Source organism: Pelagibacterium halotolerans, from assembly GCF_044811015.1.
GTDB classification, from domain to species: Bacteria; Pseudomonadota; Alphaproteobacteria; order Rhizobiales; family Devosiaceae; genus Pelagibacterium; species Pelagibacterium halotolerans_A.
In genome coordinates, this window is the sequence record NZ_CP085243.1 from 2,995,675 (window position 1) to 3,010,223 (window position 14,549).

The window sequence follows — 14,549 nt, forward strand, 5'->3', positions numbered from 1 at the left end:
TGAGAATGACTCCTTTTTCCCGCGCGCGGTTCGCGTTCGGTGCTGGAGGCGCAGAACTTTCCCGCAAATACCGGTCAACAATCCGCAGGAAATTCCGTCCCGCCGCAAACTCCACTACCCGCCAGGGTGCGTGGCCCGCTACGATGGACGAAGATCGGGGAGGTTCTTGCCGCGATTGGCAACATGATACAGATCCGCATCAGCGCACGGACATCCCTGTGGTTACCGCTGTGACACGCCGGAATTGCCTGTACGGCCTTTAGCAGCCGGGCTATTCTTGGTTGTGCAATCGATGGGTGTCCCGCATGAAGCTTGACAAAATCGACATCAGAATTCTTTCCGAATTGCAGAAGAATGGAAGGATCACCAATGTCGAGCTAGCCGATTTGGTCCACCTATCGCCCAGCCCCTGCCTGATGCGGGTCAAGAAACTTCAGGCGGAAGGTTATATCAGCGGCTATTCTGCCCAGATCAACGTTGCCAAGTTGGGCGCAAGCCTTACCGTTTTCACCGAAATCACACTGAGGAACCACCGGCAGGTTGACTTCGCGCGGTTCCTTTCGGCCATCGAAAAGATTGACTCCGTCATCGAGTGCCATCTGGTTTCGGGGGGATACGATTATCTCGTGAAATTCATGACCGCCGGGATCACCGAGTATCAGACGATCATGGAGGATTTGATCGAGATGGAAATCGGGATCGACAAGTATTTCAGCTTTGTGATCCTCAAATCTCCGATTGTGAAGTCGCATTTGCCCCTTGAAGCGATTGTGGCGGAACACTGAGCTTCCGGGTTACGGTGGGCAGCGCCGGAGCTTCGCATCAGGTTTTCATTGCCGCCCGCACATCCTTGTCTTCGAGCGTCTGGTCCAGCGTCAGCCGCGTGCGTTCAACGATCTCGTCGATTTCCGCTTCCGTGCAGCACAGCGGCGGGGCGTAGCCCAGGATGCCCTGATTGAAGGCGCGGATGATCAGGCCGTTCGCCCAGGCGCGGTCGAAAATCCTCCGGCCCGCGTCGGCTTCGGCGGGCAGGGGCGTCTTGCGCTCCTTGTCGGTGACGAGTTCCACCGCAGCCAGCATGCCGCGCCCACGCACCTCGCCCACCAATGGATGATCGGATAGGGTCTTCAGCCCCGCCATCAGGTGCGCGCCGGCTTTGCGTCCGTTCTCGAGCAGACCGTTTTCGTAAAGATCGAGACAGGCGAGCCCCACAGCCGCGCTGACCGGATGCGCCGAATAGGTCTGGCCGTGTCCGACAGGCGCGGCGCCGGCACCATCGGCGATGGTGTTGTAGACATTGTCGGACATGAAGACCGCCCCCATCGGGACGTAGCCCGAGGTCATCCCCTTTGCGACGGTCAGGAGGTCCGGCACGATACCATCCTCCGAGCAGGCGAAAAGCGGTCCCGTGCGGCCGAAGCCGGTGATGACTTCGTCGGCGACGAACAGGACGTCGTGCTCCCGGCAAACCGCATGCATGGCCTTCATCCAACCCGCGGGAGGCACGAGAACGCCGCCGGATCCCTGGATCGGCTCGGCATAAAAGGCTGCGACACGCTCCGTGCCCAGTTCCGAGATCTTGGCGCGGAGGGCCGCAACCGAAGCATCTATGATGGCCCGGTCGTCGGTCCCGACCGGATTGCGGTAGCGGTAATGAGACGGGATCTTGTGCTGCCAGTGATAGGGCGCGCCGAAACCGGTGTGGAAAATCGGCAGCGCGGTCAGCCCTGCGCCAGCCGTCGAGGATCCGTGATAACCGCTCTCCAGCGAGATGAACTGATCCTTCTGTGGCGTGCCCTTGGCGTGGTAATAATAGCGGATAAACCGGATCGTGCTGTCTACAGCGTCGGATCCGCCGAGGGTGAAATAGACGTGGTTCAAGTCGCCGGGGGCGTGTTCGGCCAGCCGGGCGGCGAGGCGGATCGCAGGCTCCGATCCCAGTCCGAAATAGCCGGTCGCGTAAGGCAGGGTGCGCAACTGTTCGGTGGCCGCTTCGATCAGGGTTTGCTGACCGTAGCCGGCATTGACGCACCAGAGACCCGCGAACCCATCCAGCAATTCCCGCCCTTCGGCATCGATGGCGGTCGCGCCCCTCGCGGATTTGAGGACACGTACCCCCGCTGTCTCGTGACCGCGGTAGGAGGCCAGGGGGTGCACAAGGTGCGCGCGATCGAGCTCGATCAATGAATTTGGCAACATTTTGGACCTCCGTTTATCCTAGGGCCTGGCTGGCTAGGGCGTAGGTCCAGTGTTGGCCGGTTGTGGTTTGGTTTCGCTTCTCGGCTGCGCGAACCATGGCTATTCCCCCGTCGGTATGGGGCAGCCCGCGTTCGACCAACCAGGGCGCCAGTCCGGTGGCAGTGTTGGTGTCGACCCGGACGAACTGTCCCTGACTGTGCGCCAATAGGAAGGCGATCAGTCTCCGCGCCTCATTGCCGTTGCGCGCAGCAACGGGGCCGATCACCTGCCCCCGGCCGAAGTCGCGGATCGTAGCGAAGGACACTACTTCGTCTGTGTCGCGTATGATGGCGAATTTCGCCCGCCCCTTGAGGATCTGCATCAGCTTGGACCGGTCGTGGCCGTAGGCCGCCCGGTCGATCGCCACGAGCTGCGTGTGATCACTGGCGCCGGCCCAGCTGACATCTGCCGGCGCCTCAATAGGTAGCGGCACCCCCTGATGCTGCACAACTTCCCCTGTGGTGGTGAAGCCCATCTGTTCGTACAGGGGCAGACCAGCCCGAGTCGCCACCAGATAGCAGGTGCGCTCGCCGGCCAGTGTGAGCGCCTCAGTCATCAGCTTGCGCCCCAGTCCACGCCCGCGCATGGCCTCATCGACGATAACCAGGCCGATGACCGCCCCATCTTCGCCGTATGGCGTCATAAGGATGGTTCCCACGACGCGCCCGTCCTCCAGGGCCACCACGCCCCGGCTGACGGCAAGGGACAACTCCCAATCCGCGAGACGGTGCGGCCATTTGGCTTGGCGTGACAGGACGAGCGCACCTTCGAGGTGCGCCGGTGTCATCGGCTCAAACGTGATGGCGACTGCGGTCATGATGTTTCCTTGGCGTATGTATCCATTGCAAGGATGATAAGGGGAGGCTGACAGCAATTCCTCCCGAGCATGGCCGGCGGAAGACCGGTTTTCGCCGTGGTTTGAGGGCTGCGCCAAATCTTATGCTGTGGTTCGGATGGGGTCATGCCGCTGCCCCGCTTGACCCGCGATTCCTGGAATCGTGACAAAGCGCCGAGGCGAGCCGATCTTTAGCCGAGCGCGTTCAGCACTGCAGTCGCGATGGATTCGGTGGTGTCCTTGCCCGGAACGGTGCCTAGTCCGGTACGTGTGACATCGGACAAAGCAGTCATCAGGCGATCGGCCGCTTCAGGTTCGCCGAGATGCTCCAACATCATGGCCGCCGACCAGATGGCGGCCATTGGATTGGCGATGCCGAGATGGGCAATATCCGGTGCCGAGCCATGCACCGGCTCGAACATCGAGGGTTGGCTGCGGTCGGGGTTGATGTTGGCGGATGCCGCAAAGCCCAGCCCGCCCTGAATCGCGGCGCCGAGGTCGGTGAGAATATCGCCAAAGAGATTCGACGCGACGACGACATCGAGACTATTGGGCGCCATCACCATGCGCGCGGCCATGGCATCTATATGGTAGGTGCTGACCTCGATATCCGGATAGTCCGCCGCCAGCTTAGTCGTAATCTCGTCCCAGAACACCATTGTGTGTTTCTGTGCATTGGACTTGGTCACCGAAGCAAGCTTTCCGCGCCTTTTGCGGGCTTGCTCGAAGCCGAAGCGCAGGATGCGCTCCACGCCCGTCCGCGTGAATATCGAGGTTTCGATCGCCACCTCGTCCGGCGTTCCCTGATGGACGCGGCCGCCGGCGCCTGAATACTCACCCTCGGTGTTCTCGCGGATGCAGAGAATATCGAAGGCATCTGTCTTGAGCGGCCCCTGCACGCCGGGGAGAAGCCTGTGCGGGCGGATGTTGGCGTATTGGACGAACGCTTTGCGGATCGGCAGCAATAGCCCGTGCAGCGATACCGAGTCGGGCACCTGTGCGGGCCAACCGACCGCACCGAGAAGGATGGCATCGAACGCGCGAAGCTGCTCGATCCCATCTGCCGGCATCATTGCGCCTGTCTTTTTGTAATAGGCGCAGGACCAGGGAAATTCCGTAGAGGTCACCGCAAATCCGATGGACAGAGCCACCTTTTCGACCGCCCGCCAGGCTGCCCTCGTGACATCGGGTCCGATGCCATCGCCGGGGATCAGGGCAATATTGTAGCTCTTCATCTTTGTTCTCCAACAGGCTGGGGCCCGCCGCCAAGTCGGCGCAGGATGGGGATTTGGGGAATATGATTTGGCTGAGGCGCTCATGCAGCATAATGTCTGGCGCGCCCGGCCCTCAGGTTTCCAAGCGTCAGACGGGCCGCGTTATGGCGTGCTGCATCGCGTCAACTCAGTGCGTGCCCGGCAAGACCATAAACCCATGGCGCGCCTGCGGTCCGATTCAGGAACCGACGTCCTTTGGACATCGTCGTTGTGGTTTCACCAACAACAAGACCGGCTTGCTCAAGAAGTGCGGGAAAGGGGCCGTCCTGCTCGCGCGTGTCGATGCGGACGAAGCGGCCTTCCATTGCGCGCAGATGCCAGCCGGCGAGCTGGATTGCGTCGTCGTCGTTCTCGGCGACGATCGGGCCGATCACATGGCCTCGGCCGAATTCACGACGCATGGCATAGCCGACAATCCGGTCATCCCGCCGCAGGATGCAAAGCTCTCCTCCTTTTGCGAGTTGCGCCAGGAGCTGCGAACGGTCTGCTCCGAAGGCGCGCGTATCGATTGCCGTGATCTCCTCGATCCCGTCGACGGGGAGTGCGCCTAATGTACCGTTCGGCGCGGGAAGGTCCGGAAGCCTCGCCGCAATCCCGTTGTGCAGGAAAACCGTCGCCTCAGGGATGAAGCCAAGCGAAACGTAAAGCGAATAGGAGGGTTTGGTCGCATTCAGGCTTAAATCGCGCTGTCCGCAGTGCTCCAGCACCTGCTCCATAAGCCAGCGGCCAGCCCCCTGCGCCTGTGCGCGGGGCGTTGTGATCACCAGGCCAATGGTGGCGAAATCGGTGCCGTGCGGAAACCACATGGCACTGCCGAACACCCGGCCGATGCCATCGACGACGACGATGCCTTGCCCGACGCGCCGCAGGAATTCCCAGTCCGCCGGCCGATGCGGCCAGCCGACGCCGATTGATAGCGCGTGCAACAACTGAATATCAGCTTCGGCGATGTCCTGTGCGATCAGATCAAAGGACTTCAAACGAACAGATTTCTGCATTGGAGCTCCTTCACCGCGGAACCGAAAGGCGTGCCGTCGCTGCCGCCAAAGCCAGTATGGATGCCTACTGCCATACAATGACGCGAACGGGCCAGCAGGTTTCACTGCATTGGCGCCGTTCGGCGAAATCTTCTGCCAAACTTCACCGTCATTCCGCAGGGAGCCTCAGGGACTTTTGGTTATGCTGGGACGGAACCATAGCAGCGCCAACCGAGGCCGCCATGAACGTCGAAGACATCCTTGCAAGCCTGGTGGCCTTCCCGTCGGTCGTCGGGACACCCAATGGCGAGATCGTTTCGTGGATTCGCTCCTATTGCGCCGCGCATGGCGCCGAGGTCAGCGTTTTTGCCGGTCCCGAGGGCGACCGCGCCAATCTCTTCGCCACGATCGGACCGCGCGAGGCGCGTGGCTATATTCTGTCCGGCCATATGGATGTGGTGCCAGCGGGCGAGGCGGAGTGGCTGTCCGATCCCTTCGCGTTGCGACGAGACGGCACCCGGTTCTACGGTCGCGGGACTTCGGACATGAAAGGTTTCCTGGCCTGTGCCCTGGCCGCCGTGCCCCGGCTCGCAGCGATGAAGCTCAAATATCCCGTTCACCTTGCCTTCTCCTATGACGAGGAGGCCGGGGCACGTGGCGTGCCACATCTCATCGCCAAGCTACCTGAGCTCTGCGAAACGCCGCGTGGCGCCATCATCGGCGAGCCGAGCGGGATGCAGGCCGTGCGCGGGCATAAGGGAAAGGCGGCGGCCCGGGTTGAGATTATCGGGCGCTCGGGGCATTCCTCGCGGCCCGAGCTGGGGCTCAACGCCGTGCATGCCATGGCCGAGGTCGTGACCGGCGCGGTGACGTATGGCGAGACGCTCGCCGCCGGCCCTGGCCACCCTGACTTCGAACCATCGTTCTCGACCTTGCAGTTCGGCACCATCACGGGCGGGCAGGCGGTCAATATTGTTCCGGATCGTTGCTGTGCCGAGATCGAACTGCGCGCAGTGCCGGGGCTCTCGGCTGCCCAATTGCTGGAGCCTGTGAAAGCAAAGGCCTTTGCCTTACGCGAGGGTGGGTTCGACGTGATCTGGCAGGACCTCAGCGCTTATCCGGGTCTGTCGCTGGCCGAGGACAGCGCGCTTGCCGGTCTTCTCGTTGCACTCACCGGCAGGCAAACGCGCGCGGCGGTCAGCTACGGCACGGAAGCGGGGCTGTTCCAGGAAACCGGGATCGACGCGATCATCTGTGGCCCGGGGGATATCGCCCGGGCCCACCGGCCCAATGAATACATTGAAGCTGATGAACTCGCAGCTTGCCAGAAGATGATCGAGGATCTCGGTGTGCAGCTCGCGGCCTGAGGAGGGGCAATGACATTCCTGTTCAATTCCGATGCGGCACGCGCGGCGGTGTTTCGCGAGCATTTTGCGCGTGATCTCCCCGATCTACCGTTCGTTCATTCGAGCGAACCGGTCGATCCCGACAGCGTGCGTTATCTGCTGACATGGACTGTGCCCGAGGACATCTCGCGTTACCGCAATCTCGAGATCCTCTTCTCGATCGGGGCTGGCGTCGATCAATTCAAGGTCGATGCCATACCGGCAGGCGTCCGGATCGTCCGCATGGTTGAGGACGGCATCATTCGTATGATGCAGGAATATGTCACGCTCGGCGTTCTGGCGCTGCACCGCGAGATGCCTGCCTATCTTGCGCAGCAGCGGCAGAGTGTTTGGCAACCGCTTGCAGTGTGCCAGGCAACGGAACGCCGCATCGGATTTTTGGGGCTGGGTATGCTGGCACAGGCCACGATCGAACGGCTCAAGCCGTTCGATTTTCCGCTGGCCGGCTGGAGCCGGAGCCGGAAGGCAATCGATGGCGTCGCGTGCTTTTCCGGGCAAGATCAACTCGCGGCCTTTTTGAACCAGACCGATATCCTTGTCTGCCTGCTGCCGCTAACCGCCGAAACGCGAGGGTTCTTGAACCGGGACGTTTTCGCCAGCCTGCCCGAAGGCGCGCGGCTGCTGCATGTGGGCCGGGGGCCGCAGCTGGATCAGGCTGCATTGCTGGAGGCGCTCGACACCGGTCGCCTCGCCGCGGCCATGCTGGACGTTACCGATCCCGAACCGCTTCCGCATGACCATGCATTGTGGCGGCACCCTAAAGTGATGATCACGCCGCACATCGCATCGGTGACACAGCCGCACACCGCGGCACGGGCGGTCGTTGAAAACATCCGGCGCTATCGCGCCGGAAAAGATCTGATCGGCCTCGTCGATCCGAACCGTGGCTACTAACAAGGACCAATCCATGTCTCTTCTTATCTCCATCGATACCGCCCCGTCCTTTGCTCCGAAGGTTTCTTCTCCGGATCCGGCCCGCCTCATCTCCGGCAATCCTGTGTTCAGGAGCTGGCCGCAGGATTCGGCAAAGCAGGACAAGGTACAGACCGGCGTCTGGGAGGCGACGCCGGGCGAAAGTCATTCGATCAAGGGCACCATGCTCGAATTTTGCCACATCATTTCCGGCCTCGTGGAAATCGAGGAGAAGGGTGGTGAAACCAGAACCTTCCGAGCTGGCGACAGCTTCGTGATGAAGCCCGGCTTTGTCGGCATCTGGCGCACTATCGAGACCGTGCGCAAAATCTATGTCTGCGTCTATGACTAGCGGCCGGACGATGCATCCAACGCGGACAGAATGATCGGCTTCCAGCACCCCGCGTTCTGCGATTCACCGCTGCCGAAATAGCCGATCTCAACGCAAAATGCGGCGGGAGACCCGCTAACGTCTATCGAAACGCCAGTGCGAGGTGGCCCCGTGACTTTGAGTTTCGACCCCGACAGTCTCGACCTTTCCGCGTACCACTATGTCGGTGGCGAGCGGATTGTGGCCAATGGAGAGTTGGAGTTGCGGCGCCCTTCGGACGGCAAAGCATATGCTGGTTGTCCGGTGGCCGATGTCTCGCTCGTGGATCGTGCCGTTGCAGTTGCCAAAGATGCGCAGAGATCGACCGGCTGGGCAGATGTCCGACCGCGCGAGCGTGTCAAAGTCTTGCACGCCTGGGCGGACCTGATCGAGAAGGAGGCGGTCGCGCTGGCGCGGCTGGAAGCCGTCGCGTCCACGCGTCCAGTCGCGCAGCTTGTTGCGCTCGACATCCCCGTCATCGCCGAGCAAATTCGTTTCTTCGCCGAATTCGCCGACAAGGAGGGGAGCGACGTCGTTCCAACCGGCTCGGACAGCTTCGGCATGACGGTCAGCGAGCCCTATGGCGTCGTGGGTGCGATCACGGCGTGGAACGTTCCGCTGTCGCTTGCCGCGTGGAAACTGGGGCCAGCGCTTGCCGCGGGCAATGCGGTGGTGCTCAAGCCTTCGGAGATGACGCCGTTTTCGACGCTTCACATGGCAGAACTCGCTGTCCGGGCCGGCATTCCCGCCGGGCTGGTCAACATCGTCCTGGGCGACGGCCCGACAACCGGCGCTGCGATCACCGGTCATCCCGATGTCGCCAAGATCAGCTTTACCGGATCGACGCGGGCCGGCTCTGCCATCATGGAGAACATCGCCCGCACCGGGACCAAGCCCATGACGCTGGAGCTCGGGGGCAAGAGCCCGCAAATCGTTTTCGCCGACGCCGACATTCCTCGCGCCGCAGCAGCGATTGCGACAAGCATTCTCGCCAATGCGGGACAAGCCTGCGTGGCCGGGTCCAGGCTGATCGTCGCGCGTGAAATCGCAGATCAACTGACATCCGCGATCATCGCTCAGATGCAGTCGGTTCGGGCGGGCTATACCTGGGACGAGACCAGCACATACTCGCCGATCATCTCCGCGCCCCAGATGGAGAGGATCGCCGGCATCGTAACCGCCGCCCGCACCGCCGGTGCCGAATGCCTCTTCGGGGGCGAGCCGATTGCGCATGAGGGCTATTTTTATAGCCCCACGCTTTTGTCCGGCGTCGATGAAACATCGCCCGCCGTGCGCGAGGAGATCTTCGGGCCGGTGCTCACCGTGCAATGCTTTGACGATGAGGCTGAGGCCATCGCACTTGCCGATCATCCCACTTACGGGCTTGCTGCGGGCGTGTTCACCCGCGACCTGTCACGCGCCCTGCGCGTAACGCGAACGCTGCAGGCCGGTACGATCTGGGTCAATCGCTACGGGCGTTCGCGCGATCACATCCTGCCGACCGGCGGATACAAGCAGTCCGGCATGGGCAAGGACCTGGGACGCGATGCGTATTTGGCGAACCGCAAGACCAAGAGCGTCCTCATCGGCCTTTGAGGCGCTGGACGATAATGAGTTGATACAACGACGCAAGCCGGGCTTGCGGACCTGAACAAAGAGGAAAGATCATGAATGCGATGACGAAAGTTAGCGTTCTCAACGACGGGGGTCTGTTCCGTCAGACGGCGCTCATAGGCGATACTTGGCAGCATGCGCATTCTGGCGCGACTGTCGACGTGATCAATCCGGCCAGCCTCGAAGTCCTCGGAACCGTTCCTGACATGGGGCGCGCCGAGACCCAGGCTGCAATCGACGCGGCGGACGCCGCCTTTCGGGACTGGAAGGGCCGCACGCACGCTGACCGTGCAGCGCTCCTGGAGCGCTGGCACGACCTGATGCTCGAGAATACCGAAGACCTGGCACTCCTTTTGACACTCGAACAGGGTAAGCCGCTCAGCGAGTCGCGTGCGGAAATCCGCTATGGCGCGTCCTTCGTAAAATGGTTTGCCGAGGAAGCGAGGCGCATTGGGGGAACCACCATTCCCTCGCCGACCGCCGACCGCCGCATCCTGGTGCTGAAGGAAGCCGTTGGCGTTTGTGCCATCATCACGCCCTGGAACTTCCCCAACGCCATGATCACCCGCAAGGTCGCGCCGGCACTGGCAGCTGGGTGCACCGTGGTCATCAAGCCGTCCGAGTTCACCCCATTCTCGGCACTTGCGCTCGGCGTTCTTGCCGAACGCGCCGGCATTCCGGCGGGCGTTATCAACATCGTGACGGGCATGCCCACCGAAATCGGCAACGAATTGATGGCGAACGAAACCGTGCGCAAGATATCGTTCACCGGCTCGACCCGTGTCGGCGCGCTATTGATGCGCGGGGCGTCCGACAGCATCAAGCGCCTCAGCCTCGAACTGGGCGGCAATGCGCCGTTCATCGTTTTTGACGACGCCGATCTCGACAAGGCCGTCGAAGGGGTGATCGCGTCCAAGTTCCGCAATGGCGGCCAAACCTGTGTCTGCGCGAACCGCGTCCTGGTGCAGGCCGGCGTCTACGATGCCTTCGCCGAAAAGCTGGGGCAGCGTGTGGCGCGGCTGAAGGTCGGCGCCGGCACCGACGAGGACACCGATATCGGACCGATGATCAACGCAGCGGCGATCGACAAGATCGAACGGCACATCGCCGATGCGCAGGCCAAGGGCGCCCGGATTATCGCGCAGGGTGAAACGGTTCCCGAAGGCGGGCAGTATACCCGCCCCGTCGTTCTGGGTGGTGCGACCACCGAAATGCAGCTTGCGTCCGAAGAAACCTTCGGACCGGTCGCGCCGCTGTTCCGCTTTGAGACTGAAGAAGAGGCGATCGCGATTGCCAACGGCACGCCGTTCGGGCTTGCTGCCTACTTCTTCACCGAAAACCTCAAGCGCTCGTGGCGTGTGGCCGAAGCACTAGAGTTCGGCATGGTGGGGCTCAATACCGGCATGATCTCCACTGAGGTCGCTCCCTTTGGCGGCGTGAAGCAGTCGGGTCTCGGCCGCGAAGGTTCGCAACTGGGGATTGAGGAATACCTGGAAACCAAGGCGCTCCACATCGGTGGTTTGAACTAGGCCTATGCGGGGGCTAGGCGATTTGGAGCCCGATGGCCCGAGCCCCCTGCATTAGAACGGGTAGGTAGTATTGATGAAAACGCTGCTCCTTACGAAGGATGAAGTAAGACGCCTGGTCGAGATGCCGGACGTCATCGGCGCGGTCGAAGACGCTTACAAGGCCTTCAGCAGCGATCAGGTCATTCAACCCGACTATATCGGGATCCAGTTGCCTTTTCATCGGGGGGAGATCGACTTCAAGCTCGGCTATTACAAAGCCAACGAAGTCATCTCCATGAAAGCGCACTCCGGTGGGTTTACCAACAACCCGGCGGAGCACGGCGTGCCCAATAGCATGGGCACGATTCTGCTGTTTGATGCCAAAAGCTGTGCGTTGATGTGCATCATGGACGGAAGCCTGATCACCGGCCTCAGAACCGGGGCGTCGGGCGCTGTTTCCGTCAAGGCTCTGGCGAGAAAGAACGCCAGGACGGTCGCATCGATCGGTACGGGCAACCAGGCCCGAATGCAGATCCGGGCGATAAGCAAGGTGATGAAGATCGACGAAATCCACGCCTTTAGCCGCACCGCCGAAACGCTGTCGAAGTACAAGTCGGACATCGAAAGCGAATTCGGCATTCCTGTCATCCTCGCTGGCTCCAAAAGGCAAGCGGTTGAGCGGGCCGACATCCTGATTACGACGACCCGTGGAAAGGGGGATCTTGTGGAAGCAGACTGGGTGAAGCCCGGCACGCATATCGTGGCGATCGGCACGGATGCCCGCGGCAAGCAGGAGCTCGACCCCGAGCTCTTCAGGCATGCGAAGATCATCGTCGACTCGATCCCGCAATGCATTGAAAAGGGCGAGACGCAGCACCCGCTCGCCATGAACATCATCGCAAAAGACGATATCCACGGCGAGATCGGCGAGGTCCTGCTGGGAACAAAGCCCGGACGGGAAAGCGATGACGAAATCACGATCTTCGATTCCACCGGGATGGCCATCCAGGACAACACGACAGCCCACAAGATCTATTCCAACGCGATTGCCAGAAACGTCGGTACCTTCTTTCAGTTTTTTGAGTAGAGATCATGCGCAATTACCCCACCATCGAGGACATCCGTAACGCCCGGGAACGGCTGAAGCCGCACGTCAGGCACACGCCGCTATTGCGAGCGGACAAGATAGAAAAAGCAGTTGGTTGTGAGCTCTATCTCAAGCCCGAAACCCTGCAGATTACCGGCGCGTTCAAAATTCGCGGCGCCCTCAACAAAGCGCTTTCGCTGCCGAGAGAGGAGATCGCAAACGGTATTATCGCGACGTCGTCGGGCAATCATGCCCAGGGGCTTGCCTATGCCGCAAGGATGCTGGGCGTGAAGGCAATACTGGTCCTTCCGGTCACCTCGCCAAAAATCAAGATCGAAAACACAAAGGCCCTTGGCGCGGAGGTTATTCTTTTCGACGGCGATACCGCCGCCAGATGGAAACGCGTGTACGAAATCGCCGAAGAAAACAAATACGTGCCTGTTCACGCTTTTGAAGATCCTATCGTGATGGCCGGCCAGGGGACGATCGGGTGCGAAATACTGGAGGACTTGGACGACGTAGACACGGTCATCGTGCCCGTGGGCGGCGGCGGGCTGATCTCTGGGATTGCCACTGCCATCAAGGAGACCAAGCCATCGGTACGCGTCATCGGGGCCGAGCCCGCTCTGACGCCAAAATATTTTCACAGCCGGATCAACAAGGAGCGCACATCGCTTCCCTTGAAGGACACCATTGCGGATGGCTTGCGGATAAGCGTTCCGGGTCAAAACCCGTATCCGATCATCGAAAAGTATGTAGACGAGATCGTTCTGGTTGAAGACGAGCACATCGTCGCCGGCATGCGCGCTCTTGCCAAGGACGCTAAACTGATCGCTGAACCCGCCGCATCGATCGGTATCGGGGCGCTGTTGGCCAACGTTATAGACGTCAAGCCCGACGAAAAGGTTTGCGCAGTGCTGAGTGGAGGAAACTGGGATTTGTGCGATCTAGCCGAGATATACAAGGAGGCGGGATAATGAGTGCCAGCTTCGCCCGCGCCAGCTGAATTGACGGCCCCGCCAATGTCGTTGATAGCGCTTGGCTGTGGAACCCCAAGAGGTTGTCCTCGGTCCGTCCGAAGTGGCTGATACTTGCCATTCAACTATGTCGCACGCCTACCGATCGACGATTCCTCCGCCTTGAGCCGTCGGTCAGGTCGAGGACATTGACGAATCGCGTGCATCCTTTCGAATGCTTGGTCAAGTCGGCTCACTTCTCTTTTGTCAGCCTAGGGTTTCCGGGGCCAAGTCGACTTAGAACTTTTGGGTTCGGATATTATTTATCGGCTCCCAGCGGTAGCGCGGCGATGCCGTTTCTCTACGCGAGGCGTATCCGGAGATTGAGAACGCTACCAACGATGGAGGGCGTAAAGTTGCGCTAAATGCCTATGAAGAGGTGTGTCCGACAGCGACAAAAGCTGGTGGCGAGTGGAGTTGCCGGCCCTGAGCGAGGCGACGGTGCTAACGTCAAATGCGGCCTCGACAACGCAGCCACCGGCAGGCAGGTGCGGAACGCAGCATGGAACCCTCTGCACCGTCGTCAAGCTGGTAGGTGATGCTGTTTTCGAGCGCCAACCCGAATGGCAGAACGAGGGTACCCCTGATGCCCTCGTTTTTGGGTCGCAGTTCGATCGCCAGCGTCCGTTGGCGGCTTTCCTGGGAGATTTGCTGCTGGGAGAACGCACAGCGCCTGGTCTTGCCAACATCAGGCGCCGAGACGAGAGCACAGGCGACGGTCCAATCGCCGTGGACTTCGCGCAATGATGATGCATTGCCAGGAAGCGTCGCTTCTTGAGCCCAAACCGGGGTTGCCAGGGCCAAGGCAGCGAGAAGGGAAACCGTGATGAATCCAACGGAACGGTTTGGAGTGCCTCGTACTTCGATCATTGGCTTACAGCGTCTGCGCTGGCTGCGATCATGGCGTTCGACAAGGCCGCGTACGCCACGGACCAGGCGCATTTGACCTCTTCGGTGAAGGCGGGCCCGAGGCAGTGGGCCAGCGTCCATAGGAGAGTGTCGCCAACAATCGCATAGTGTTCCTCCTTTACCCCGTAGCCGACATGGCGGCGGGCGAGGACTTGGACGGCCGGGAGGACTGCATCAAATTCGTGAAGGCTGTTCGCGACCAACGAGAGCATCTGGACGAGCTTTTTTGATTGCGGCGCGATGTCTTCCGGGAACAGGCTGCGCACTTGAGGATGGGTGATGAAAAGGCGTTCGTAAAAGGTCGCTCCAAACTGGTTGGCTCGGCTTTGCAACTGCGCAAAACTTGCCTGGACGTTGCGAACATCATCTTCGGTCATGGATTTACCGTTCTGTGCCTGTGCTG

The 14,549-nt window shown here is 60.9% G+C and carries 14 protein-coding genes; 8 read left to right on the forward strand and 6 right to left on the reverse strand.

Annotation, left to right across the window (positions count from 1 at the left end; genetic code table 11):
- Positions 1 to 305 precede the first annotated feature (305 nt).
- Positions 306 to 785, forward strand: coding sequence for an Lrp/AsnC family transcriptional regulator (locus tag LG281_RS14485; RefSeq protein WP_404401887.1), 480 nt, complete (start codon positions 306 to 308; stop codon positions 783 to 785).
- Positions 786 to 822: 37 nt separating this feature from the next.
- Here LG281_RS14485 and LG281_RS14490 read toward each other — a convergent pair whose 3' ends face one another.
- The 4 genes from LG281_RS14490 to LG281_RS14505 form a co-directional block, all read right to left on the reverse strand.
- On the reverse strand, positions 823 to 2,199 hold the full coding sequence (locus tag LG281_RS14490; protein WP_404401889.1) for an aspartate aminotransferase family protein: 1,377 nt from the start codon (positions 2,197 to 2,199) through the stop codon (positions 823 to 825).
- A gap of 13 nt (positions 2,200 to 2,212) precedes the next feature.
- A complete protein-coding gene (locus LG281_RS14495; protein WP_404401891.1) occupies positions 2,213 to 3,055 on the reverse strand; it encodes a GNAT family N-acetyltransferase in 843 nt (280 codons plus the stop codon).
- A 209-nt stretch (positions 3,056 to 3,264) separates the two neighbouring features.
- Positions 3,265 to 4,308 carry a tartrate dehydrogenase gene (locus LG281_RS14500; RefSeq protein ID WP_404401893.1) on the reverse strand — a complete coding sequence of 348 codons (1,044 nt, stop codon included), beginning with the start codon at positions 4,306 to 4,308 and terminating at the stop codon, positions 3,265 to 3,267.
- A gap of 161 nt (positions 4,309 to 4,469) precedes the next feature.
- Complete coding sequence (locus LG281_RS14505) at positions 4,470 to 5,345, reverse strand: GNAT family N-acetyltransferase (RefSeq protein ID WP_404401895.1); 876 nt, start codon at positions 5,343 to 5,345, stop codon at positions 4,470 to 4,472.
- A gap of 221 nt (positions 5,346 to 5,566) precedes the next feature.
- Between LG281_RS14505 and argE the strand changes: the two genes are divergently transcribed.
- The 7 genes from argE to LG281_RS14540 all read left to right on the forward strand — a co-directional run bounded on the left by argE (position 5,567) and on the right by LG281_RS14540 (position 13,198).
- A complete protein-coding gene (gene argE / locus LG281_RS14510) occupies positions 5,567 to 6,691 on the forward strand; it encodes an acetylornithine deacetylase (protein ID WP_404401898.1) in 1,125 nt (374 codons plus the stop codon).
- Positions 6,692 to 6,700: 9 nt separating this feature from the next.
- A complete protein-coding gene (locus LG281_RS14515) occupies positions 6,701 to 7,624 on the forward strand; it encodes a 2-hydroxyacid dehydrogenase (RefSeq protein ID WP_404401900.1) in 924 nt (307 codons plus the stop codon).
- A gap of 13 nt (positions 7,625 to 7,637) precedes the next feature.
- Positions 7,638 to 7,994, forward strand: a complete 357-nt coding sequence (locus LG281_RS14520) for a cupin domain-containing protein (RefSeq protein ID WP_404401902.1) — start codon at positions 7,638 to 7,640, stop codon at positions 7,992 to 7,994.
- Between the two features lie 150 nt (positions 7,995 to 8,144).
- Positions 8,145 to 9,608, forward strand: a complete 1,464-nt coding sequence (locus tag LG281_RS14525) for an aldehyde dehydrogenase family protein (protein WP_404401904.1) — start codon at positions 8,145 to 8,147, stop codon at positions 9,606 to 9,608.
- A 71-nt stretch (positions 9,609 to 9,679) separates the two neighbouring features.
- Positions 9,680 to 11,155, forward strand: coding sequence for an NAD-dependent succinate-semialdehyde dehydrogenase (locus LG281_RS14530; protein ID WP_404401906.1), 1,476 nt, complete (start codon positions 9,680 to 9,682; stop codon positions 11,153 to 11,155).
- A 73-nt stretch (positions 11,156 to 11,228) separates the two neighbouring features.
- Positions 11,229 to 12,221 carry an ornithine cyclodeaminase family protein gene (locus LG281_RS14535; RefSeq protein ID WP_404401908.1) on the forward strand — a complete coding sequence of 331 codons (993 nt, stop codon included), beginning with the start codon at positions 11,229 to 11,231 and terminating at the stop codon, positions 12,219 to 12,221.
- Between the two features lie 5 nt (positions 12,222 to 12,226).
- Complete coding sequence (locus tag LG281_RS14540) at positions 12,227 to 13,198, forward strand: threonine/serine dehydratase (protein ID WP_404401910.1); 972 nt, start codon at positions 12,227 to 12,229, stop codon at positions 13,196 to 13,198.
- 489 nt (positions 13,199 to 13,687) lie between these two features.
- On the opposite strand, the gene LG281_RS14545 is transcribed toward LG281_RS14540, so the two are convergent.
- Both LG281_RS14545 and LG281_RS14550 read right to left on the reverse strand, forming a co-directional pair.
- Complete coding sequence (locus LG281_RS14545; RefSeq protein WP_404401912.1) at positions 13,688 to 14,107, reverse strand: hypothetical protein; 420 nt, start codon at positions 14,105 to 14,107, stop codon at positions 13,688 to 13,690.
- The gene (locus LG281_RS14550) at positions 14,104 to 14,523 is read right to left on the reverse strand and encodes a globin family protein (protein WP_404401914.1); all 420 of its coding nucleotides are present in this window, start codon (positions 14,521 to 14,523) and stop codon (positions 14,104 to 14,106) included. Before LG281_RS14550 ends, LG281_RS14545 begins: the two co-directional genes overlap by 4 nt.
- Between the last annotated feature and the right edge of the window lie 26 nt (positions 14,524 to 14,549).

Coding starts and splice junctions, on each gene's coding strand:
- LG281_RS14485 (WP_404401887.1), top strand. CDS start 306: ATGAAGCTTGACAAAATCGACATCAGAATTCTTTCCGAATTGCAGAAG.
- LG281_RS14490 (WP_404401889.1), bottom strand. CDS start 2,199: ATGTTGCCAAATTCATTGATCGAGCTCGATCGCGCGCACCTTGTGCAC.
- LG281_RS14495 (WP_404401891.1), bottom strand. CDS start 3,055: ATGACCGCAGTCGCCATCACGTTTGAGCCGATGACACCGGCGCACCTC.
- LG281_RS14500 (WP_404401893.1), bottom strand. CDS start 4,308: ATGAAGAGCTACAATATTGCCCTGATCCCCGGCGATGGCATCGGACCC.
- LG281_RS14505 (WP_404401895.1), bottom strand. CDS start 5,345: ATGCAGAAATCTGTTCGTTTGAAGTCCTTTGATCTGATCGCACAGGAC.
- argE (WP_404401898.1), top strand. CDS start 5,567: ATGAACGTCGAAGACATCCTTGCAAGCCTGGTGGCCTTCCCGTCGGTC.
- LG281_RS14515 (WP_404401900.1), top strand. CDS start 6,701: ATGACATTCCTGTTCAATTCCGATGCGGCACGCGCGGCGGTGTTTCGC.
- LG281_RS14520 (WP_404401902.1), top strand. CDS start 7,638: ATGTCTCTTCTTATCTCCATCGATACCGCCCCGTCCTTTGCTCCGAAG.
- LG281_RS14530 (WP_404401906.1), top strand. CDS start 9,680: ATGAATGCGATGACGAAAGTTAGCGTTCTCAACGACGGGGGTCTGTTC.
- LG281_RS14535 (WP_404401908.1), top strand. CDS start 11,229: ATGAAAACGCTGCTCCTTACGAAGGATGAAGTAAGACGCCTGGTCGAG.
- LG281_RS14540 (WP_404401910.1), top strand. CDS start 12,227: ATGCGCAATTACCCCACCATCGAGGACATCCGTAACGCCCGGGAACGG.
- LG281_RS14545 (WP_404401912.1), bottom strand. CDS start 14,107: ATGATCGAAGTACGAGGCACTCCAAACCGTTCCGTTGGATTCATCACG.
- LG281_RS14550 (WP_404401914.1), bottom strand. CDS start 14,523: ATGACCGAAGATGATGTTCGCAACGTCCAGGCAAGTTTTGCGCAGTTG.